The sequence below is a fragment of the Micromonospora wenchangensis genome (genome assembly GCF_002210435.1).
GTDB classification, from domain to species: Bacteria; Actinomycetota; Actinomycetes; order Mycobacteriales; family Micromonosporaceae; genus Micromonospora; species Micromonospora wenchangensis.
Map to the genome: position 1 here is coordinate 40,420 of NZ_MZMV01000020.1, position 20,809 is coordinate 61,228.

The window sequence follows — 20,809 nt, forward strand, 5'->3', positions numbered from 1 at the left end:
GGAAGCATCGCCGGGTGCCCTCCCGGGGTCAGCCGGCCGGCAGCAACCGGGCGAGCGCGTTGCGGACGGCGACACCCGGGCGGCTCCCCGGGACCAGCACCGCCGCCACGAGGCCGGTGGTCCGCCCGCGCCGGTCGGTGCGGCGTCGGTGCTCGGCCTCGTAGCGGCGCAGGGCGGCGACGGGTTCGTTCCCGGCGAGGGCGGCGGCCAGGGTACGGGCGCCGGCGATGGCCAGGCTCGACCCGTCACCGAACAACGACACCGAGGCCGCCGCGTCGCCGAGCAGCGTCACCCGCCCGGTGGACCAGCACGGCAGCACCACCCGGGTGACCGCGTCGAAGTAGAGGTCGTCGGCCTGCCGGGCCCGGGCCAGCAGCTCGGGGACCCGCCAGCCACGTTCCCCGGCGTACGCGTCGGTGAGGAGCTGCCGGTGCCGGGCCGTGTCGGTGTGGTCGAAGTCGGCGACGGCGGGGTGCCGGAAGATGAAGGCGACCCCCGCCTCGCCCCGGACCGGGTGGACCGCGACGAGCCGGCCCGGTGTGTTGTGCAGCAGGACGTCGTGGGGGTGCTCCGGTGCCTCGCCGAGCGGTGTGGTGGCCACGTAGAGGCCGAGGTGGCGGACGACGTCGCGCTCCGGGCCGAAGGCGAGCCGGCGGACCGTCGAGTGCAGCCCGTCCGCGCCGACGACCAGGTCGAACCGGCGGGGCGGGGCGGTGGCGAAGGTGACGTCCACCCCGCCGGGGTCCTGGTCGAGCCGGGTGACGGTGTCGTCGTACCGGAACTCGGCGTCGTCGCGGGCCGCGTCGTGCAGGATGCGGGCGAGGTCGGCGCGGGGTACCTCGATCTCGGTGGTGCCGGCCGGGCTGCGGGTGGCGGGCATCGCGATGCGGCGACCGGGCCGGCCCGCCGGGTCGACGAGCCGCACGCCTGTGGCGTGGGTGGCCGCCGCCCGCAGGGCATCCACGATGCCCATCTGTTCGACCACCGGCAGGGCCGGGCCGCGGACGTCGACCGGGTTGCCGCTGGACCGTTGCCCGGCCGCGCGTTCGACCACCGTGGGCTGCCAGCCCGCGCGGGCCAGCCAGTAGGCGAGGGTCGGGCCGGCCACGCCGGCCCCGGAGATGAGCACTGTACGCACGACCCGAAGTTTTCCGCACTCAGTGCAGAATTGCAATGAGTGCGGATTTGCGTTCGGTGCGCTAAGGTGTGCCGATGTCCCTCCGCGACCGCAAGCGGGCCCGCACCCGGCAGGCGCTGGTCGACGCCGCCGTCGACCTGTTCGGACGCCAGGGCTACGAGGCGACCACCATCGCCGAGATCGCCGCCGCCGCCGACATCGGCACCCGCACCTTCTTCAGCTACTTCCCGAGCAAGGAGGATCTGCTCTTCCCGGAGGCCGACCGTCGGGTGCGCGTCGCGGTCGACGCCATCGCCGGCCGGTCGCCTGACGAGGAACCGGCCGAGGTGCTGTTGCGCGCGCTCCGGCAGGCCAACGACGAGAGCGGGGACATGACCGGCCCGCTCGCCGCGCTGCGGATCCGGCTGACCATGGAGGTGCCCGCCGTCCGGGGCCGGGCCCTGCAACTGCAGTGGGAGAGTCAACGCGAGATCGCCAGGCACCTCGCCGCCGCCTATCCCGACCGCCTCGACGAGGTGAGCGCCGCCGCCCTGGTCGGCGCGTTCGTCGGCGCGGCCACCGCCGCCCTGACCACGCTCCTGGAGGACCCGCGACGGCGCACCGACCCGGCCGCCATCCGCGCGTCCCTGCAGCAGGCCACCGAGGTCGCCCTGCGCCCGTGGACGCCCCGGCCGTGAACCACGCCCCCCGGGCCGCCGCGGTCCGCGCGGGGCCGATCGTGTCGGCGGACCCGGGTACGGTTCTCGGTGCCCGCCCGGCACGCGGCCCGTAGCCGGGGCGGCACCGGCCGGCGACGGACCGTGGAGGGGAGCGAGCGTGACGCAGCGCAGAGCACTGGTGGTACGCGGTGGCTGGGAGGGCCACCAGCCGGTCCGGGCGACGGAGTTGTTCCTGCCGTTCCTGGCGGACAACGGCTACTCCGTACGCGTCGAGGAGTCCACCGAGGTCTACGCCGACGCCGACGCGATGGCCGCCACCGACCTCGTCGTGCAGTGCATGACGATGGCCGAGATCACCGCCGACCAGGTGGCCGGCCTGCGCGCGGCGGTCGTCGCCGGAACGGGCCTGACCGGCTGGCACGGCGGCATCGTGGACGCGTTCCGCGCCTCGTCGGACTACCTGCACCTGGTGGGCGGCCAGTTCGCGACCCACCCGGGGCGGGAGCCCTGCGAGCGGCGCGGCGGCGAGGAGGACAACTTCCTCCCGCACACGGTGACGGTCACCGACCTCGGCCGGGAACATCCGATCACCGCCGGGATCGCCGACTTCGAGCTGGTCACCGAGCAGTACTGGGTGCTGCACGACGACCTGGTCGACGTCCTGGCCACCACCGTCCACCCCACCCGGGACTGGCACCCCTGGCACCGGCCGGTCACCTCGCCGGCGATCTGGACCCGGCGGTGGGGCGCCGGCCGGGTCGTCGTGACGACCCCCGGGCACAGCCTCGACGTGCTGGAGCACCCGTCCGTGCGGACCGTCATCGAGAGGGGCATGCTGTGGGCGACCCGCACGGCGTCGGCGTCGTAGGGCTCGGGGTCATCTCCCGCGCCTATCTGGACACCCTGGCCCACCACCCCGAGCTGCGCGTCGTCGCGGTGGCCGACCTCGACGCCGAGCGGTCGGCCGCGGCCGCCGCGAACCTCCCCGACGCCACGGCGACGAGCGTCGCGCGCCTGCTCGACCACCCCGACGTGCAGACGGTGCTCAACCTCACTATCCCCGCCGCGCACGTGGAGGTCTCGCTCGCCGCGATCGCCGCCGGCAAGCACGTGTACGTAGAGAAGCCGCTCGCCGTGGAACTGCCGCGGGCCCGTACGGTCCTCGACCGGGCCGCCGCGGCCGGGGTGCGGGTGGGCTGCGCTCCCGACACCGTCCTGGGCACCGGTACCCAGACCGCCCGCGCGGCGATCGACGGCGGGCTGATCGGGCGACCGCTGGCCGCCTCGGCCGTCATGGTCACCCCGGGACACGAGCGCTGGCACCCCCACCCCGACTTCTACTACGCCCCGGGCGGCGGTCCGCTGCTGGACATGGGCCCCTACTACCTCTCGGCGCTGGTCCACCTGCTCGGTCCGGTCCGCGCGGTGACCGGCACGGCCAGCCGGCTGCGCCCGGAACGGGTGATCGGCAACGGCCCGCGCCTCGGCCAGCGCGTCCCCGTCCTGGTGGACACCCACGTGTCGGGCGTGCTCGAACACCACAGCGGCGTGCTGTCCACCATCACCACCAGCTTCGACGGGGTGACCACGACGGCCGCGCCGATCGAGGTGCACGGGGAGACCGGCACCCTCGCCGTGCCCGACCCGAACTACTTCGACGGCGAGGTCCGGCTGTGCCCGCTCGGCGGCGACGGCTGGCAGGTGCTCGCGCCGACGGCGGGCTACCGGGACGGCACCCGGGGTCTCGGCCTGGTCGACGCGGTCCGGGCCGACGACACCCGGGCCCCCCGGGCGGGCGGTGACCTGGCGCTGCACGTGCTCGACACGATGACCGGGCTGCTCCGCTCGGCGGCCGAGGGCCGGCGGATCACACTGGACACGACGGTGCGCCGACCCCACCCCGTGCCGCTCACCGCGGCCGAGGACTGGCAGGGACGCTGAGCGGGGCGGACGGGCCGGCGCTCCCGCCGGTCGCGGCCGGCGGTTCCGGGCCGGCCGGCGCGGCGTCCCCCGGGCGGGGGACGCGCCGCGCCGACCGTCAGGTGACAGATGGCAGACTCAGCGGAGTGAACGACGTGGCCGCATCGCCGATGGATGGTGAGCTGGAGAGTGTCAGCCTGGTAGAGTTGGCCGTCACCCGGCTGACCCAGGAGATCCTCAGCGGCCGGAGCGACCCGGGTGAACGCCTGGTGGAGGAGCAGCTGACCAGGCGGTTGGGGATCAGCCGGGCACCGCTGCGGGAGGCGCTGCGGTTGCTCGCCCAACAGGGGCTGGTGGAGCACGTGCCCCGGCGGGGCGTCCGGGTGGCCACCCTCTCCGACCGCGACGTGCGGGAACTCTACGAGCTGCGCGACGTGCTGGAGCGGTTCGCGGTGCGGGCCGGCATCCCGGTGGGCCGCGACGGTGACCTGGCCGGCCTGCGGGCGGCGTTGGAGCAGATGCGCGAGGCGGTACGGCGCGGCGACCGGATGCTTGTCGCGCAGGCGCACCGGGCGTTCCACGTCGCGCTGGTGGCGCTCGCCGGTAACCGGAAGCTGTCCGACGTGTACGACTCGATCCTGGTGAAGTTGCAGCTCTACATGGCGATCAACCTGCGCCGTGAGGCGGAGCTGGCCCAGCCACTCGACGGCGTGCACCGGCACGAGCGGTTGTTCGAGGCGGTCGCCGGGGGAGACCCGGAGGAGGTGCTCGCCGTGCTCTCCGCGCACGGCGCGCGCTCGTACCTCGGCTAGCGTGGGCGTGGGCCCCGCCTACCGAACACCGTGCCTCATGAACCGGTGCACTGCGTCGAGTGTCGCCGGGGCGAGCACGTCCGGATTCGCGGGGTCGGTCAGATCGTGCGCCACGCCGGAGAGCACGATCCGGCCGGGCCCGTGGGTGTGCGCCCGCTCCAGCGCCGTCGCCAGCCGTGTGGTCGTGTGGCACGGGATCTGCTGGTCGATGGTTCCGCAGGTGAGCAGGGCAGGGGTCCGAGGCGGTAGCCGGAGTGCGACCGAGGCGGGGTCGAGGGCGTCGATGGTCTCCACGTAGCGCTGGTTGGGGCCGCCGAGGGCCTGGAAGAGCGCGGCGAGGGCGGGCGGCATGCCCGTGGTGTCCGGCGGGCGGTGCGCCCGGAGATCGGCGATGGCCCGGTCGACGGCGTGTCCGACGGTGCGTTGCTCCTGCCGGCTCAGCTGACCTGCGGCGACGGCGGCGGCGAGTTGGTCGTGCAGTTGCCTGGCGAGCACGTCGAGGAACCGTTGTGCCAGGGGTTGCAACAGCCCGACTCCGGCCGCACGGGATTCGGCGGTGACCGCGACCTGCAGGGCCGTCAGCGCACCTTCGCTGTGCCCGATCAGCCGTACCGCTCGCCGGTCGACCTCGGGCTGGCTGGCGAGCAGCCGGTACGCGGCATCGGCCTGGCGGACGAAGGCGGGATAGTCGATCGTCTCGGGATGTTCGGCGTAGGCGCCCAACCCGGTGCGGCCCGTGCCGTACTTGTCGAAGCGCAGGCTGACGGCTCCGTCGCGCCCCAGCGCCTCGGCGAGTTTGGCCAGGGTGTGAGGGGTGAGCGCGGGCGGCTGGTCGCCGTTGCGGTCGGTGGGGCCGCTGCCCGGCAGCAACAACACGGCCGGCATCTGCCGCCCCCGGCGGTGGGCGGGGAGGTGCAGGGTGCCGTAGGTGACGGTGCCGTCCACAGTGAAAGCGATCTCGCGGTCCGTGGCGGGCACGCTCGGCACGGACGGCACGGCGGCGGCGGGAAGGGCCCCCGCGGCGATGCTCCCGACCATGACAGCGCCGACCGCGGCTCGCCAGGCGATCCGCCGGGCGGTGTGCGGCATCCGGCCGAGCGGGATCATCGCAGGACCGCCTTTTCGATCAGGGCGACCGTGGCAGCCGGGTCGACGACCTCCACGACCAGGCGGGCATAGTGCTCGTCGGCGAGTTCGATGACGACGGCGCGGGAACCGTCACGGATGTTCCAGAAGACGCGCTCACCGTCCTGATGGAAGGTGCCGGCCGTGATCACGCCGGGCAGGCTCGTTCCCGGTGCCCGCAGGCCCTTGGGTTCGGCGGCGATACCCGGGTCGGCGGTGGCGCCGCGGACGTTCGCCAACGGGATCACCAGACGGCTCTTGAGTGACCACAACCTGTCCATACCCTCGATCTCCACGACGAGATCGTCGCCGTCGATGCGGACGCTGGCCATGTCAACGGTCCTTTCGTGGGCCCGGCGGCACCGGCCGCGGGGCATGGTGGGGCACCGGCGTGGGCAGCGCCGCGCGGGGCTATGAAGGGTCGGTTGTCGCCGCAGTGGCCCGAGCCCGCAGCCGCTCACCCAGCAGGGCGTTCAACGCGGTCGAGCGGGTGCCGTCGGTGTGGTTCGCCGGTGCCCGCTGCAGGGCCTGATCCAGCTCCTGCCACGCCTTGGTCACGAGGGCGGCCACCTCGACGTCGCGGGGAGCGCGCTCGACCGCCGCCAACAGCAGCAGATCGAGTGCGGGGTCGTCGGCGACCTCCGCGCCGGCGGCGAGCTGCTCGGTCAGCGGCGGGAGCCGGTGATCGAGGTGCCACCGCAGCGCGGCGAGATACAGCCCCCGCTTGCTGCCGAAGGTCTTGTACAGACTGTTGCGGTGCACTCCCAACTGTTGGACGAGGTCGTCGACGGACACCCCGTCGTAGGCCCGGCCGGCGAACAGCTCCGCCGCCGCGGCCGTCACGACTTCTTCGTCGAAACCCCTCGGGCGACCCATGCCGAGAACACTAAGCGATTAAGGAACGAACGGTCAAGAACGATCGTTCCTTTTCTTGGCGGGCCGAGCGGGCGCGGGCATCCCGAATGGACGGCGGCGGCGAAAAGGTGGGCCGGCCCGGCCTGCGGGCCGTCATGGCGTCGTTACGACGTGGACCGTCGCTCGTAACAAGACAGTCGACAATCGACAGTATGTCAGAGCGCATCGGTACCGTCCCGGAACTACGGTCGGCCTACCGCAGCGGTGCGACCACCCCCGTCGACCAGGTCGAACGCGTCCTGGCCGGGCTCGCCGGGCGGGACGGGGGACCGGTCTGGATCAGCACCGTCCCGGCCGCCGAGCTGCGGGCCCGCGCGGAGGAACTGACCCGCCGCCACGATCCCGCCGCGCTCCCGCTGTACGGCATCCCCTTCGCGGTCAAGGACAACATCGACGTCGCCGGAATGGTCACCACGGCCGGCTGCCCCGACTTCGGGTACCGGGCCGCCGAGGATGCGCCCGTGGTGCGCCGACTGCGCGACGCCGGTGCCCTGCTCGTCGGCAAGACCAACCTCGACCAGTTCGCCACCGGCCTGACCGGCTCCCGCTCGCCGTACGGCAGCGGTGAGAGCGTGTTCGGCGGCGGGCTCGTCTCCGGCGGCTCCAGCTCCGGCTCGGCGGTCGCGGTCGCCGCCGGCCAGGTCAGCTTCGCCCTGGGTACGGACACCGCCGGCTCCGGTCGGGTCCCGGCGGCGCTGAACGGCATCGTCGGGCTCAAGCCCACCCGGGGTCTGCTCAGCACCGCCGGGGTGGTGCCGGCCTGCCGCTCGCTGGACTGCGTGTCGGTGTTCACCACCGAGGTCGCGGGCGCGGTCGACGTGCTGCACGCCGCCCGGGGCGTCTCGCCGGCCGACCCGTGGGGCCGTGCCCTGCCGGCGCGACGGGCGAGCGCCGACGTGCCGGCGACGCTGCGCCTCGGGGTGCCCAGGCCGGAGGACCTCGACTTCTTCGGCGACGACGGGCAGGCCGACCGGTTCGCAATCGGCGTACGGCGGTTGAGCGCGCTGGTCGCCGACGCGCTGCCGGTGCCGCTGGACGACTACTTCGCGGCGGGGGACCTGCTCTACCAGGGGCCGTGGGTGGCCGAGCGGCTCGTCGCGCTGGGCGACTTCGTCCGGGCGCATCCCGGGTCGGTCCTCCCGGTCACCCGGGCCGTGCTGGAGACCGGTCGACGCTACGACGCGGTCGACGCCTTCCGGGGCCAGCACCGGCTCCGCGAGCTGCGGGCCCGGGTGGACCGGCGGTGGCAGGAGATCGACGTGCTGGTGGTCCCCACCGTCGGCACCACGTTCACCCTCGACGAGATCGCCGAGGACCCCATCGGACGCAACGCCGTGCTCGGCCGCTACACCCAGTTCGCCAACCTGCTCGACCTGGCCGCGGTGACCGTGCCCAACGGGTTCACCGAGGGCGGGCGGCCGGCCAGCCTGACCCTGATCGGCCCGGCGTTCAGCGACCTCACCCTGGCCCGGCTCGCCGCCGCCCTCACCACGGCCACCGAACCCACCCCGGTGGACGCCCACCCGGCCGGGACGGGCACCGTCGCGGCTGCGGTGCCGGGCGGTGGCCCGGTGCCGAGTCCCGCCCCGGCGGAGCTGCTGATCGCCGTGGTGGGGCGGCACCTGGCCGGCGAGTCCCGCAACGGCGAGCTGACCGGGCACGGGGCCACCCTGGTCGGCGCGGCCCGGACCGCGCCGCTCTACCGGCTCTACCGGATGGACACCCCCGACGACGAGGGACTGCCCGGCCTGGTCCGGGCCGCCCCCACCGGCCCGCCGGGCCTACCGATCGACGTCGAGCTGTGGCGGCTGCCGACGTCCGCCGTCGGTGCATTGCTGGCCGGGGTGCCGGCCCCGCTCTCCCTCGGCTGGGTCCGGCTGCACGACGGGCGGGACGTGCTCGGTTTCCTCTGCGAGGCGTACGCGGTGGGACCGCAGGTCGAGGACATCAGCGCCACCGGTGGCTGGCGGGCCTGGCGGCGTGCCGCCCGACGGTGATCCGAACCTTCGACGACGACAGGGAGCGAGGATGGGCAGCATCGGGCCGGTACCGGCCAACCCCTACCCGTGGCCGTACGACGGCACGGTGGACACCACACGGACGGCGTTGCTCTGCATCGACTGGCAGACCGACTTCTGCGGGCCGGGCGGCTACGTCGACGCGATGGGCTACGACATCGGACTCACCCGGGCCGGACTGCCGGCCACCGCCCGACTGCTGGCGCACGCCCGGTCGCTCGGGATGCTGGTCGTGCACACCCGGGAGGGCCACCAACCGGACCTGTCCGACCTGCCGGCGAACAAGCGGTGGCGCTCGGCCCGCATCGGTGCCGAGATCGGCGCCGCCGGACCGGCCGGTCGCATCCTGGTCCGGGGCGAACCCGGCTGGGAAATCGTGCCGGAGGTCGCCCCGGCCGCCGGCGAGGTGATCGTCGACAAGCCGGGCAAGGGCGCGTTCTACGCCACCAACCTCGACCTGGTGCTGCGGACCCGGGGCATCACCCACCTGATCCTCACCGGCATCACCACCGACGTCTGCGTGCACACCACGATGCGGGAGGCGAACGACCGGGGCTTCGAGTGCCTGATCCTGTCCGACTGCACGGGCGCGACCGACAAGGGCAACCACGACGCGGCCCTGCACATGGTGACCATGCAGGGCGGCGTCTTCGGCTGCGTCGCCACCGCCGACGACGTCATCACCGCCACGGTGAAGTGAGGAACGCCCGTGTCGACAGTCGCCGCCGCGCGGCCCACCCCGTACTCCTTCGAGCCGGCCAGCACGGCGCTGCTGGTCATCGACATGCAGCGCGACTTCCTGGAGCCCGGCGGCTTCGGGGAGAGCCTGGGCAACGACGTCGGTCAGCTCCGCCGGACCATCGCGCCGCTGGCGGCGCTGCTGGCCGACGTCCGCGCCGCCGGCCTGACCGTCGTGCACACCCGTGAGGGGCACCTGCCCGACCTGTCCGACTGCCCGCCGGCCAAGCTGCACCGGGGCGCGCCGAGCCGGCGCATCGGCGACCCCGGTCCCAACGGCCGCATCCTCGTCCGGGGCGAGTACGGCCACGACATCATCGACGAACTCACGCCGCTGCCCGGCGAGCCGGTCGTCGACAAGCCCGGCAAGGGTGCCTTCCACGCCACCGACCTGGACGCCCTGCTGCGTGCGCGGGGGGTGCGCAGCCTCCTGGTCACCGGGGTCACCACCGAGGTGTGCGTGCACACCACCGTCCGGGAGGCCAACGACCGCGGGTACGAGTGCCTCGTGCTCGCCGACTGCGTCGGGTCGTACTTCCCCGAGTTCCACCGGGTCGGACTCGACATGATCGCCGCCCAGGGCGGGATCTTCGGGTGGGTCGCCGACTCCCCACAGGCACGCGCCGCGCTCGCCACCCCCTCCGTGTCGCACCCCTCCTCCTGACCGGGAGCAGCCATGGTCCCCACCAAGCCCCCCGTCGTCGCCCTCCCGTTCTGGGTCCGCGGCGACACCAACGCGTTCTTCGGCTTCGGCGTCAACGTCCTGGTCAACGTGCTCACCCTGACCGGGCTCTGCGTCGCCGTGGTGAACCTCCCCGAGGGGGAGGTGTTCGGCACGATCCTGCCGGCGCTGGGCATCGCCCTGGTGGCCGGGAACGTCTACTACACCCTGCTGGCGCGGCGGCTGGCCCGCCGGGAACAGCGCACCGACGTGACCGCCCTGCCGTACGGGCCGAGCGTGCCGCACATGTTCATCGTCATCTTCGTCATCATGCTGCCGATCTACCTGCGCACCAGGGACCCGGTGCGGGCCTGGGAGGCCGGCCTGGCGTGGGCCTTCATCATCGGCGTGATCGTGCTGGTCGGCGCGTTCGTCGGCCCGTACATCCGCCGGTACGCGCCCCGGGCCGCGCTGCTCGGCACCCTGGCCGGGATCTCCGTCACCTTCATCTCGATGAACCCGGCCGGGCAGATGTGGCGCACGGCGTGGGTGGCGTTGCCGGTGTTCGCGCTGCTGCTGATCGGTCTGCTCACCGACGTGAAGCTGCCCTTCCAGTTCCCGATCGGGCTCGCCGCGCTGCTGGTCGGCACGGCGATCGGCTGGGCCGGCGGGGCGATGTCGGTGCCGGACGTCACCGCCGCCGCCCGGGACGTCGCGGTCGCCGTACCCTCGTTCAAGCTGGACCTGCTGCTCACCGGTCTCGGCGACATGGCGCCGCTGCTGGCCACGGCGATCCCGCTCGGGGTCTACAACTTCACCGAGGGCATGTCCAACGTGGAGAGCGCGGCAACCGCCGGCGACCACTACAACCTGCGCAGCGTCCTGCTCGCCGACGGGGCGGGCGCGGTGATCGGCGCTGCTCTCGGTTCGCCGTTCCCGCCCGCCGTCTACGTCGGACACCCGGGCTGGAAGGCGGCCGGTGGTCGCACCGGCTACTCGATGGCGACCGGCGTGGTGATCGCGGTGCTGTGCTTCCTGGGCATGTTCGGCCTGCTCGCGACGATCTTCCCGACGGCGGCCATCGTGCCGATCCTGCTGTACATCGGGCTGCTGATCGGCGCGCAGGCGTTCCAGGCGACGCCGAGGGCGCACGCCGCCGCCGTGGTCGCCGCGCTCATCCCGAACATCGCGGCCTGGGCCACCAGCCAGATCGACAACACCCTGGCGGCGGCCGGCACCACCGCCGCCACGGTCGGCGACGAGGCGCTCAACGGCGCCGGGGTGGTCTACGACGGGCTGCTCGTGCTCGGCCAGGGGGCGATCCTCGCCGGTCTGGTGCTCGGCGCGGTGGTGGTCTTCGTCATCGACAAGCGGTTCGTCCGGGCGGCGGTCTTCGCCGGGGTCGGTGCGGTGCTGTCGTTCGTCGGGCTGATCCACGGTGAGAAGATCGAGTGGAACGCCAACGGTCCGGTGGCGCTCGGCTACCTCTTCGTCGCGGTGATCTGCGCGGTCTTCGCGCTGGGCCGGCCCGCGCCCCGCGTCCCCGACCCGGACGAGGCCGAACTGGACCGCCGGCACGAACCGTCCGCCCCGGCCGCCGCCACCGCCCCGGCCACCGTCGCCGCCCCGGGTGGTCCGGCCGACGGCAGCCGGCCGGCGTCGGCGGTCAACGGCTGACCCGACCGGCCCGGTCGGTGGCCGGTGACCCCCACCCCGACCACCGACCGGGTCCACCGGCCGGCCATCCGACGGCGGAAAGGGACGCAGCACATGGAGATCGACCGGGCGGAGGTGGTCGCCGAGGTGACGGCGGCCTTCGCCGGCTACGAACAGGCGCTGGTCGACGGCGACGCGGACCGGATCTGCGGCTACTTCTGGCAGTCCGACCGGACCGTGCGGTTCGGCCTCGCCGACCACCAGTACGGCTGGGACGAACAGCGCACGTGGCGGGCCGCCCAACCGGCGCTGCCGCCGGGCCGCCGGCTGGTCGATCCGGTGGTCACCACGTTCGGCCCGGACCTCGCGGTGGTGACCACCCGGTTCGGCTACCCCGGTGCCGCCGCCACCGGTCGGCAGACCCAGACCTGGGTACGCCTGCCCGTCGGCTGGCGGATCGTCACCGCGCACGTCTCCGAGCCGGCCGGCACGCCGACCTGAGCCCGGTGTGGGTCGGTGGGCCGGTCAGCGTCCGGTGCCGGACAGGTGCTTCGCCAGGCGGACGGTGCCGTCCGGGCCGGCCGGTGACACCGGCCGGTAGCCGACGCTCCGGTAGAGGGCGATGTTGCGCTGACTCCTCGCCCCGGTGAACAGTTCGATGCGGCGGCACCCCGGTCCGGCGGCGACCTCGGCGGCCCGCAACAGCCACCGCCCCACCCCCCGTCCGCGCAGGTCGGGTACGACGGCGAGCCGTCCCAGGTGGCAGTCGGTGGCGTCGGCGCGGGTCCGCACCATGCCCAGCAGCCGTCCGTCGCGCCAGAGGCCGGTGGTGTGCCAGTCCGCCAGCCACTGGCCCACCTCCTGCACCGACTCGTGCAGCGGCGGGATGGCCAGTGTCTCGTTGACCAGGGCCTCCTCCGTCCAGCAGCACCGTTGCAGGACGGTCACCTCGGGCGCGTCGTGGACGGTCAGCCGCCGGGCGTAGGACCCGGGCAGCGGGCCGGGGGTGGCCCGGTCGCGCTCGCGCATCGGCCGCAGGGCGTGGGCGAGCCGGACCACCTCGTCCAGCAGGGCGACCCCGGCCGCGTCGCGGTCGGCGTCGGGCCACAGCCGGCCGTCGCGCACGGCGTCGCCGATGCGGACGGCGACCGTGCTGCCCGTCGGGACCATGCGTAGGGCGGTCACCACCTGCTTGGCGTGCTCGACGGCCCGGGTGCCGGCCGAGGTGTGGCCGTAGCTGACGAAACCGATCGGCTTCCACGCCCACTCGCCGCCGAGGTAGTCCAGCGCGTTCTTCAGCGTCGCCGGCATCCCGTGGTTGTACTCCGGCGTGACGGCGATGAAGCCGTCGGCCGCGTCGACTGTCGCGCTCCACCGGCGGGTGTGGTCGTGCCGGTGGACGCCCGACGACGGGGACTCCTCCTCGTCGAGGAACGGCAGGTCCAGGTCGCCGAGCGCCACCGGCACCACCTCGACGTCGAGTGCCGCCGCCCGGCCGGTGACCGCGTCGAGCAGCCACCGGCTCACGGCGGGACCGAGCGCGCCGGGACGGGTGGCGCAGGTCAGTGCCAGGACACGGAGCGGTTTCGTTGACATGGAAACGAAGGCTAGGTGCTAGATTGATTACATGTCAACAAAGTCGGTGCGGTGGCTGACACCCACCGAGGAACGGGCCTGGCGGGCCCTGCGGCGCGTGCTGGTCGCCGTCCAGGCCGGCACCGCGCACGACCTGGCGGCGATCGGCCTGTCCGAGGCCGACTACGAGGTGCTGAGCACCCTGTCGGAACAGCCCGCGCAGACCAGCACCCTCGGCGTGCAGGCCGACAAGATGGGCTGGTCCCGCAGCCGGCTGTCCCGGCACGCCAGCCGGATGGAGGCGCGCGGCTTGCTGCGCCGCGCCCCCGACCCGGCCGACGGGCGGGGCTGCCTGCTCGTGCTGACCGCGCCGGGGATGGCCGCCCTGCGCGACGCCGCGCCGGTGCACGTCGAATCGGTACGGCGGCACCTCGTCGACCGGCTCGCCCCGCAGGACCTCGCCGCCCTGGAACGGATCGCCGGCCGGCTGGCGCAGCCCCCGGCCGACGACGACCAAGCCGGGCCACCGCCGGCAGGAACGAGCCGACCCTAGAGCGGGAACCGCCCGTGCCGCCATTGCCAGTGGCCACCGGCCGCCAGGTGGTCGACGATCGCGCGTTGCAGCGCGGTCCGCCGGGGCAACTGCTCCAGCGGCGTGCTGAGCGTACGGAAGGCGAATCGGAGCACCTCGACGTCGGCGTCCGGCCCGTCGGCAGGCACGTAGGGGAGCAGCTCGAACCGGCGCTGGAACCGGATGATGTTGGAATCCTCGGGGAGGTAGTCGCGCAACTGCGGGTCGAGCAGCCAGGAGCCGCAGGAGAAGGCGGTGTGGTGCTCGTCGGGGAAGTGGCGGGGGAAGAACTCGCGGGCCTCGTCGAGCGACGCGTCGACCGCCTCCGGGGTCAGCGGCCCCGCGTCGGGGACGTGCAGGCCGATGGCCGTACCGCCCCGCTCGTGCTGGAGCCGGCCCAGCTCGTAGAGGCCGCCCCGGACGTGCAGGGTCAGCCAGCTCTGCATGACCGGCCAGCCCTCGCCGCGCATCCGCCTGTCGATCGCCAGGTTACGACCCAGGTCGGCCAGCGTCGCCCAGGTGACGGCCCCGGGGACGCCGCGCTCGCGGTGGTATCCGCCGACCACGTCGACCAGGGCGAGGTAGGCGTAGACGTACAGGTGCCGCCAGGCCGGCCCCCGGTCGCGGGGCAGTTCCGGGCCGGGCGACAGCCACTCGTGCCCGCCGAGGTCGGCGCGGGCCAGGGCGGTCGAGCGGTCGAGCAGCCAGCGCAGCTCGGGCGTCCACTCCGGAGAGTCGCGGTCCGGCCAGCCGGCCAGGATCTCGGCGGCGTCGTCCGGACGTACCGCCAGCCGGTCGAGCAGCGCGGGCGCGTCGGCGCGGGCGGGCAACGGGGCCGACGGCCGGTCACCGGCGAGCCGGTGCACCCGCTCGACCTCCCCGACGGGCACCCCGAGCCGGGCGGCCACGACATCCAGGTCCACCGGCCGATCCTACCGGCCGGCCGACCCGCCGGGAGCCCCCGCCGCCGCCGGTCAACGGTGCACCGCCCCCACGGCGAGCACCACGAACGCCACCAGGTTGACCAGCACGTGGGTCGACGCCGCGACGACCAGCCCGCGCGGGCGGCGGGCGACGACCGCGAGCGGGAGCGCGAAGACCGCCACCGTCAGCCAGGCGTACGGCTGCCACAGGTGGTAGAGCGCGAACAGCACCGCGCCGGCGACCGCCGGCCGGGTGGTGGGCAGGCGGTGCAGGAGCACGCCCCGGAAGTACAGCTCCTCGACGACCGGGCCGACCACGACGAAGCAGACCAGCCAGCCGGTGACCGTGACGGCGGTCTGCCAACCCGGGCGACCGGCACCGGCCACCACCGGGTCCAGCCGCCACCAGGACGGCAGGGGAACCAGGTCGTGCAGGCCCGGCTCCAACCACTGCACCAGACCGGGTGCCAGTGCCGCGACGGCGAGCGTCGGGGCCAGCAGCCGGAGCAGCCGACCCGGCCGTGGCCAGCGGGTGTCGGGCTCGTCGCGGCCACCCCGCAACCGGCGTACGAGGTACAGCTCCAGCGGGGCGAGCACCAGCAGCACCGCCGCGTACATCGCCCAGACCGGCGGCAGGTCGGCCGCCGCCAGGACCGGGGCGACGGCGACGAAGACCGCCAGGCCGGCCAGGCCCGGACCCAGGTGCAGGGCGACGACGCGGGGCCACGACAGTGGAAGGGTCATGGCCGTCACGCTCGCGGATACCCTCCTCGACATGACAGGCCCTTTTTCGAGTAGCCCCGACACGGTCACGGTGGCTGACGTCCGGGCGGCGCGGATCGTGCTCCAGCCGGCGAAGCGGCGGTTCCTCGAACCGTTCCTGGGACGCAGCCGCAGCGTGGCCGAGGCCGCCCGGGAGATCGGGCTGCCGGTGGAACAGGCGGCGTACCGGGTGCAGGCGATGCTGCGGGCCGGGCTGCTGCGGGCCGTCGACACCCGGGCCCGCGCCGGCCGGGCGGTGACCGTCTACCGGGCGCCGGCGGAGATCCGGGCACCCCTGATGGTGCTGCCGGACGGTGACGCGCGGGACTTCTTCCGCCTGGTCGACGAGCCGATGCGGGAGACGTTCCTGACGGCGCTGACCCGGCTGGCCGGGCGGGCCGGCATCGGCGACTGGGCGGTCCGGCTCTACCGCGACGACGAGGACCGGGTCCGGGTCGACCTCGCCGCGCAGGGCGGTGACTGGGATCCGTCGATGCTGCTGGCAGCCGGCCACCCGGCGGTGGTGTTCAACTGGGTTCCGCTGTCGCTGACCGCCGCCGACGCCAAGCGGTTGCAGGGCGAGCTGATGGCCGTGCTGGCGCGGTGGGCCGCCCGCGTACCGACGGACGGGCAGCCGCCGTCGCACCAGCTGGGGCTGTTCCTCACCCCGCTGGAGCGCGCCTGACGTCCGGTCCCACGCGCCGGCCGGGTTCGCCGACGCGCTGGGGCCTGGCACCGCGCCGCCGTCCCCACCCGGCAGGTGTCCCCGGAGAGCACCGACTGGTCCCCGCCCACCGCCGGCTCACCCGGGCCGACGGGAGCCCCGCCGGGTGAGCGTGGCGGCGGCGACGAGCAGGGTCACCACGAACGCGCCGAGGACGGTCAGGCCGGCCACCCGGGCGGCCCGTGACGGACCGGGCGCGGCCGGCACGACGACCGGCCCGGCCGCGACCGGCACCGGCGGGTCGCCCTGCCGGGGCGCGAGCGCGGCGACCGCCGCGTACGCGTCGAGCGTCCCAGCGCCGACCTCCCGGGGCGACCCGCCACCCGGGATCGCCGTGCGCTCCAGCCGGGCGCGCACCTCGGCCTGGGACAACCCCGGGTGGTACGCCCGGACCAGCGCGGCGACCCCGGCGACGTACGCGGCGGCGACCGCCGCGCCACCGATCCGGTAGTGGCCGGACCCGCTCGGGGCGATGCCGAGCCCGGCCCCCGGGGCGGCCAGGTCGGTGCCCGCGTCGGCCGCCACCGGACCGGCCGCCCCGCCGACACCGACCGCGTTCACCGCCAGCACCGCCGGAAACCCGGCCGGATAGCCAACCGGAGGGTCCCCGCCGTTCTCCCCGCCCCGGTCGGTGACGGCGGCGACGACCAGGATGTCCCGGGCGACCGCGGCCCGTACCGCGTCGGCCAGGTCGGGGGTCGCCGTGGTGACCCCGGCGGCCACCAGGATCACGTCCGCTCCGGCGGTGGTGGCGAGCCGGATGCCGGCGGCGAGCCGGGCCGGGCTGATCCGCCGGTTCCCGTCGGTGATCCGCACCGGCAGGATCTCGGCGTCCGGGGCGATCCCGGTCGGGCCCCCGCCGGTCGGTCGGGCCGCGACGAGGCCGGCCAGGGCGGTGCCCCGACCGGCACAGTCGCTGTCGGCCCGTCCGCCGGTGACGTCGGCACCCGGGCGCACCGCCCCGGCCAGGGCGGGTGCGGCGGCGCTCACCCCGGTGTCCACGACGGCGACCACCACCCCGGCCCCCCGGGTCAACGGCCAACCGGCCTGAGGGGCGAGCAGGCGCAGCGCCCACGGCGTCTCCCGGACCGTCACCGGCGACGGTCCGACACAGCGGCCCGCCGTCGCCGGCAGCGGCGGCGGCTCCCCGGCAGCGGCGGCACCGGTCGGCGGGGCGACCAGGGCCCCGAGGCCGACCAACATCCCGACGATCCCGGCGCGACCCCGACCGAACCGACCGGTCACGGCAGCGCACCCCGTGTAGCCGTCGCCGGTGCACCCGCCACCACCGTCCCGTCCGGTTCCGACGGCCCGGGGGATACCGCTGCCCGGTGGGTGAGCCGGCGGGCCCGCCGGGCCAACACCCCCACCACGGCGAGCAGGAGGACACCCAGCCCGGCGGCCACCGGCACGGGCCAGACGGAGGAATCGGCACGGGCCGGCGGCACCGCGTCCGGGCCGGTGCTGACCGCCGCCAGCGGGTCGACCATGCCCCAACCGTGCTCCGGGCTCGGGCTCGACCGGGTCCCCGGGTCGGCGGTGGTGGCGATCCGGCGGGCCACCTGGACGGCGTCCGCCCCGGGCAGCGCCGTCCGGACCAGCGCGGCGACCCCGGCGACGTAGGCGACGGCGTACTCGGTGCCGGTGCGCTTGCGGGGCGTGGTGGCACCGACGCCGAGCGTCGGTACGTCCAGGCCGGGCGCGGTCACGTCGACCCCACCGGCCGGGTACGCCAGGACGGGCCGACGGTCGGGGTCGACCCCGGCGACCCGGAGCAGCCCCTCCTGGGCCGGTGCCGGGGCACCGTCGGCGGTGGCGGCGGGGGCGACCACCACCACGTCGTGCGCCACGGCCGACCGGACGGCCTCGGTCACGGCGGGATCGCTGAGCTTCGCGTACCCGCCCAGGGCCACCACCGTCGCGCCGGCCGAGACGGCGACCTCGATGCCGAGCGCCGTCCGCTGCGGATCGGCGTCGGTGGCGTCGGCGACGATCCGCACCGGCAGGACCGCCGCCTCGGGGGCCACGCCGACCACCGGTGGCGCGGGTGGGCCGGTGCCGGAGGCCGCCGCGATCACACTCGCCATCGCGGTGCCGGTGCCCAGGCAGTCGGTGTCGGCGCGGGCCTTGCCGGTGAGGACGTCCGACCCGGGGGCGACCCGCCCGGCGAGGGCGGCCAGTTCCCCGTCGATGCCGGAGTCGACCACCGCCACCAGCACCCCGGCACCGGTGCTGTGCGGCCAGGCGCGCGCCGGGGACAGCTTCGGGTCCGTCCACGGTGACCCACCGTCGCCGGAGGTGGCGGGGACGCAGCCGGCACCGCCCGCGCCGGGGGCGGGCCGGGCCGGCTTCGCCGTCGGGACGTTCGCCGGCAGCAGGCCGTAGCGGACCTCGTCGCCGGAGGCGTCCCAGGGCAGCACCAGCAGCCAACCGGGGGACAACCGCTGCCCGACGGCGGTCAGGGCCCCGCCGTCGGGTTGCCGGCGTCCCTCGTTGAGCCGGTAGACCTCGTCGGCCCGGTCGGGATCGGCCAGGAACCGCGCGGCCACCCCGGTCAGGTCCGTCACCGCGTCCTCGGCCCCGTCGGACACCGGGTAGTACTTCACGTACGTCGGGGGCGGTGGCGGTGGGGCCGCCCGGACCGGGGCGGGCGGGGTGAGCACCAGCGTGCAGGTCGCCATGAGGCAACCCAGCGACCGGGTCCAGGACACCAGTAACCGGCTCATCCACCGTCTCCTCGTCACCAGCGGGCATCGGCCGGTGCGACGCCCCGGCCCGGCGGGGCCGTCCGACGTGGCACCCCCGGACCACAACGGCGCGCCGCCGGTCACGGTTCACCCCGGTCGCCGGGAGACCGGCCGCCGGTCACGGCGTGCCGCCGTCAGCGGAGGGCCCGCCGCCGGTCGACCCGCCGCCGTGTGCCGCGCCGGCCGGGACGGCGGCGACGTGCTCGGGCCCGGCGGTGGCGTCCGGTCGGACGGTCACCGACCAGCGGGCCCGCAACGCCCGGCCGACGACGATCGGCACCAGCCGGTGCCCGGTCAGGGCGGCGATCCGGCGGGCGAAGACCAACTCCGGGCCGGACAGGGCGGCGCTGCACAGCACCCCGGTGCCGGCGGGCAGGTCCGTCTCCCCGGTGGGAAAGGCCGCCCGACGGACCCAACCGTCGGGCAGGTCGGAGCCGAACAGGTCACCGACCACGGTGACCGTGTGCCCGGCCGCGTGCACCTGCTCGGCGATGGTCCGGGCCCGGTGCCGGGCGGCCTCGACCGGGCCGGTGACCGTGAACACGTCCGAGGTGCCGGCCAGGTCGACCCAGAGCGCCCAGCCCCGCCGGTGGCCGAGCCGGACCGGGAGCCGCATCGACGGTCGGGGCTGCGCCGGGACCTGCCAGGCGTGGTGCGGCCGCCCGCCGCCCGCCGCCGCCCCGGGCACCCGGACCACCAGGGTGCCGGCGGGCGAGGTCACCTCGGTGTCGAGGTCGCCGTCGACGTCCGGCACCGGGCCGGCGTCGGTGCCGTCGACGCCGTGGCCCGGGGCGGGGCGTGCCGCCGCGTCGGCGCGTGCCCCGGGGGCGGATCGGTCCACGGGGGACGGTCGTGGCGCTGGGCCCGGTCGTGCCGGTTCCGGGATTCCGGCCGGCACGGCAGTGGGGGCACCGTCGGCGGTCGGGTCGGCCCCGGCGCTCGGGATGGTGCCGGCCGGCAGGGCGGCTCCGGCTGGCGGGTCGGCTCCGGCTGGCGGGTCGATGTCGACGGAGGTGGTGGCTCCGACCGGCAGGTGCGGGGGAGGCGGTGTCGGGCCGCCTGCGGCGAGGGCGAGCCGGGCGGGGAGGCCGGGCAGGGCCCGCCGACGTCGGGGCGGCCGGCGCAGCAGGGTGGCGACGAGCAGGGCGACGGCGGCGAGTCCGGCCAGCACGACCAGTTGACCGGTGTGCCCCGGGTCGGCCGTGGCCGGTGGGGTGGCGTCCGCGCCGGTCGGCGGCAGCGGGCCGATGCGTACGCCCGGCCCCCGCGCGTCAGGTGGCAGGGCCAGCACCCAGCCGGGGCGCAGTTCGGCCGGGTCGGTCAACCGTCCGCCGTCGGGCTGGCGGCGGCCCCGGTTCAGCTCGAAGACCTCCCGGTACCGGTTGCCGTCGCCGAGGGTGGTGGCCGCGATCTGGTACAGGTACTCCCGCTGCCCACCCACCGGCGGCCCCACCACGTAGTACCGTCCCGCCGGTGCCGCACCGGGGGAGTTCGTGGCGGACGGTGTCCCGACCGACCCCGCGTGCGACGGTGCCGGGTGGACGGACCCCCGGTCGGGCACCGTTCCCGCGGCGTGGGCGGCGGCGAGCAGGAGGGCGGCCAGGACCGCCGCCGTCGTGACGACGATGCCGCGCCGCCTCGACCGGAGGGTGACCCGTCGGGTCACCGGTCGCCCGGTGCCGGTAGTGGTCGGCAGTCGCACGGTCAGCCTCCTTGATCCTCCACCGGGTGCAGCCCTTCCCCGGCCGCTGCCTACAACGGCGGCGACCGGCGATCTGTTCAGTCCGGCTTCGTCGTCCGTCCCCCGTCCGGTTGGCCGAATCGCAATCGACCGGACCCGGGGCCGGCACGGGGGAGGCCGTAGC

The 20,809-nt window shown here is 75.3% G+C and carries 21 protein-coding genes; 11 read left to right on the top strand and 10 right to left on the bottom strand.

Going from position 1 to position 20,809, the window contains the following annotated elements:
• Positions 1-28: 28 nt before the first annotated feature.
• Positions 29-1,138: an FAD-dependent monooxygenase gene (locus B5D80_RS14110; RefSeq protein WP_088644318.1), complete on the bottom strand. Its 1,110-nt coding sequence runs from the start codon at positions 1,136-1,138 to the stop codon at positions 29-31.
• A gap of 74 nt (positions 1,139-1,212) precedes the next feature.
• Between B5D80_RS14110 and B5D80_RS14115 the strand changes: the two genes are divergently transcribed.
• The 4 genes from B5D80_RS14115 (at position 1,213) to B5D80_RS14130 (ending at position 4,529) form a co-directional block, all read left to right on the top strand.
• Positions 1,213-1,815 (top strand): TetR/AcrR family transcriptional regulator, encoded by a 603-nt coding sequence (locus B5D80_RS14115; protein ID WP_088644319.1) that lies wholly within the window; start codon positions 1,213-1,215, stop codon positions 1,813-1,815.
• 139 nt (positions 1,816-1,954) lie between these two features.
• Entirely contained in the window at positions 1,955-2,665 is a 711-nt protein-coding gene (locus B5D80_RS14120) for a ThuA domain-containing protein (RefSeq protein ID WP_088644320.1), read from the top strand.
• A complete protein-coding gene (locus tag B5D80_RS14125; RefSeq protein ID WP_088644321.1) occupies positions 2,635-3,738 on the top strand; it encodes a Gfo/Idh/MocA family protein in 1,104 nt (367 codons plus the stop codon). Before B5D80_RS14120 ends, B5D80_RS14125 begins: the two co-directional genes overlap by 31 nt.
• 125 nt (positions 3,739-3,863) lie before the next feature.
• Complete coding sequence (locus B5D80_RS14130; protein ID WP_088644322.1) at positions 3,864-4,529, top strand: GntR family transcriptional regulator; 666 nt, start codon at positions 3,864-3,866, stop codon at positions 4,527-4,529.
• A gap of 18 nt (positions 4,530-4,547) precedes the next feature.
• On the opposite strand, the gene B5D80_RS14135 is transcribed toward B5D80_RS14130, so the two are convergent.
• The 3 genes from B5D80_RS14135 to B5D80_RS14145 all read right to left on the bottom strand — a co-directional run bounded on the left by B5D80_RS14135 (position 4,548) and on the right by B5D80_RS14145 (position 6,530).
• The gene (locus B5D80_RS14135) at positions 4,548-5,636 is read right to left on the bottom strand and encodes an alpha/beta hydrolase family protein (RefSeq protein ID WP_211291490.1); all 1,089 of its coding nucleotides are present in this window, start codon (positions 5,634-5,636) and stop codon (positions 4,548-4,550) included.
• On the bottom strand, positions 5,633-5,986 hold the full coding sequence (locus B5D80_RS14140) for a hypothetical protein (RefSeq protein ID WP_088644323.1): 354 nt from the start codon (positions 5,984-5,986) through the stop codon (positions 5,633-5,635). The genes B5D80_RS14135 and B5D80_RS14140 overlap by 4 nt, the downstream gene beginning before the upstream one ends.
• Before the next feature lie 79 nt (positions 5,987-6,065).
• Entirely contained in the window at positions 6,066-6,530 is a 465-nt protein-coding gene (locus B5D80_RS14145) for a TetR/AcrR family transcriptional regulator (RefSeq protein WP_088644324.1), read from the bottom strand.
• Positions 6,531-6,721: 191 nt separating this feature from the next.
• On the opposite strand from B5D80_RS14145, the gene atzF reads away from it, so the two are divergent.
• The 5 genes from atzF to B5D80_RS14170 all read left to right on the top strand — a co-directional run bounded on the left by atzF (position 6,722) and on the right by B5D80_RS14170 (position 12,143).
• Positions 6,722-8,566, top strand: a complete 1,845-nt coding sequence (atzF, locus tag B5D80_RS14150; protein WP_088644325.1) for an allophanate hydrolase — start codon at positions 6,722-6,724, stop codon at positions 8,564-8,566.
• A 31-nt stretch (positions 8,567-8,597) separates the two neighbouring features.
• Positions 8,598-9,287 (top strand): biuret amidohydrolase, encoded by a 690-nt coding sequence (gene biuH, locus B5D80_RS14155; RefSeq protein ID WP_088644326.1) that lies wholly within the window; start codon positions 8,598-8,600, stop codon positions 9,285-9,287.
• A 9-nt stretch (positions 9,288-9,296) separates the two neighbouring features.
• Positions 9,297-9,989, top strand: coding sequence for a cysteine hydrolase family protein (locus B5D80_RS14160; RefSeq protein ID WP_088644327.1), 693 nt, complete (start codon positions 9,297-9,299; stop codon positions 9,987-9,989).
• A 12-nt stretch (positions 9,990-10,001) separates the two neighbouring features.
• Positions 10,002-11,663 (top strand): regulator, encoded by a 1,662-nt coding sequence (locus B5D80_RS14165; protein WP_088644328.1) that lies wholly within the window; start codon positions 10,002-10,004, stop codon positions 11,661-11,663.
• A 93-nt stretch (positions 11,664-11,756) separates the two neighbouring features.
• The gene (locus B5D80_RS14170; RefSeq protein ID WP_088644361.1) at positions 11,757-12,143 is read left to right on the top strand and encodes an AtzH-like domain-containing protein; all 387 of its coding nucleotides are present in this window, start codon (positions 11,757-11,759) and stop codon (positions 12,141-12,143) included.
• Between the two features lie 24 nt (positions 12,144-12,167).
• On the opposite strand, the gene B5D80_RS14175 is transcribed toward B5D80_RS14170, so the two are convergent.
• Positions 12,168-13,238, bottom strand: a complete 1,071-nt coding sequence (locus tag B5D80_RS14175) for a bifunctional NAD(P)H-dependent oxidoreductase/GNAT family N-acetyltransferase (protein WP_088644329.1) — start codon at positions 13,236-13,238, stop codon at positions 12,168-12,170.
• Positions 13,239-13,269: 31 nt separating this feature from the next.
• Here B5D80_RS14175 and B5D80_RS14180 point away from each other — a divergent pair, with 31 nt between their 5' ends.
• Positions 13,270-13,770, top strand: a complete 501-nt coding sequence (locus tag B5D80_RS14180; RefSeq protein WP_088644330.1) for a MarR family winged helix-turn-helix transcriptional regulator — start codon at positions 13,270-13,272, stop codon at positions 13,768-13,770.
• On the opposite strand, the gene B5D80_RS14185 is transcribed toward B5D80_RS14180, so the two are convergent.
• The gene (locus B5D80_RS14185) at positions 13,767-14,711 is read right to left on the bottom strand and encodes an acyltransferase domain-containing protein (protein WP_088644331.1); all 945 of its coding nucleotides are present in this window, start codon (positions 14,709-14,711) and stop codon (positions 13,767-13,769) included. The two genes, B5D80_RS14180 and B5D80_RS14185, sit on opposite strands and share 4 nt — an antisense overlap.
• A gap of 51 nt (positions 14,712-14,762) precedes the next feature.
• Positions 14,763-15,455, bottom strand: coding sequence for a CPBP family intramembrane glutamic endopeptidase (locus B5D80_RS14190; protein ID WP_158224173.1), 693 nt, complete (start codon positions 15,453-15,455; stop codon positions 14,763-14,765).
• A gap of 31 nt (positions 15,456-15,486) precedes the next feature.
• Here B5D80_RS14190 and B5D80_RS14195 point away from each other — a divergent pair, with 31 nt between their 5' ends.
• Entirely contained in the window at positions 15,487-16,158 is a 672-nt protein-coding gene (locus B5D80_RS14195; RefSeq protein WP_144081664.1) for a helix-turn-helix domain-containing protein, read from the top strand.
• 117 nt (positions 16,159-16,275) lie between these two features.
• On the opposite strand, the gene B5D80_RS14200 is transcribed toward B5D80_RS14195, so the two are convergent.
• The 3 genes from B5D80_RS14200 to B5D80_RS14210 all read right to left on the bottom strand — a co-directional run bounded on the left by B5D80_RS14200 (position 16,276) and on the right by B5D80_RS14210 (position 20,646).
• The gene (locus B5D80_RS14200; protein ID WP_088644334.1) at positions 16,276-17,442 is read right to left on the bottom strand and encodes a S8 family serine peptidase; all 1,167 of its coding nucleotides are present in this window, start codon (positions 17,440-17,442) and stop codon (positions 16,276-16,278) included.
• Complete coding sequence (locus B5D80_RS14205; RefSeq protein ID WP_088644335.1) at positions 17,439-18,923, bottom strand: S8 family serine peptidase; 1,485 nt, start codon at positions 18,921-18,923, stop codon at positions 17,439-17,441. Before B5D80_RS14205 ends, B5D80_RS14200 begins: the two co-directional genes overlap by 4 nt.
• A 139-nt stretch (positions 18,924-19,062) precedes the next feature.
• A complete protein-coding gene (locus B5D80_RS14210; RefSeq protein WP_158224174.1) occupies positions 19,063-20,646 on the bottom strand; it encodes a hypothetical protein in 1,584 nt (527 codons plus the stop codon).
• Positions 20,647-20,809 lie beyond the last annotated feature (163 nt).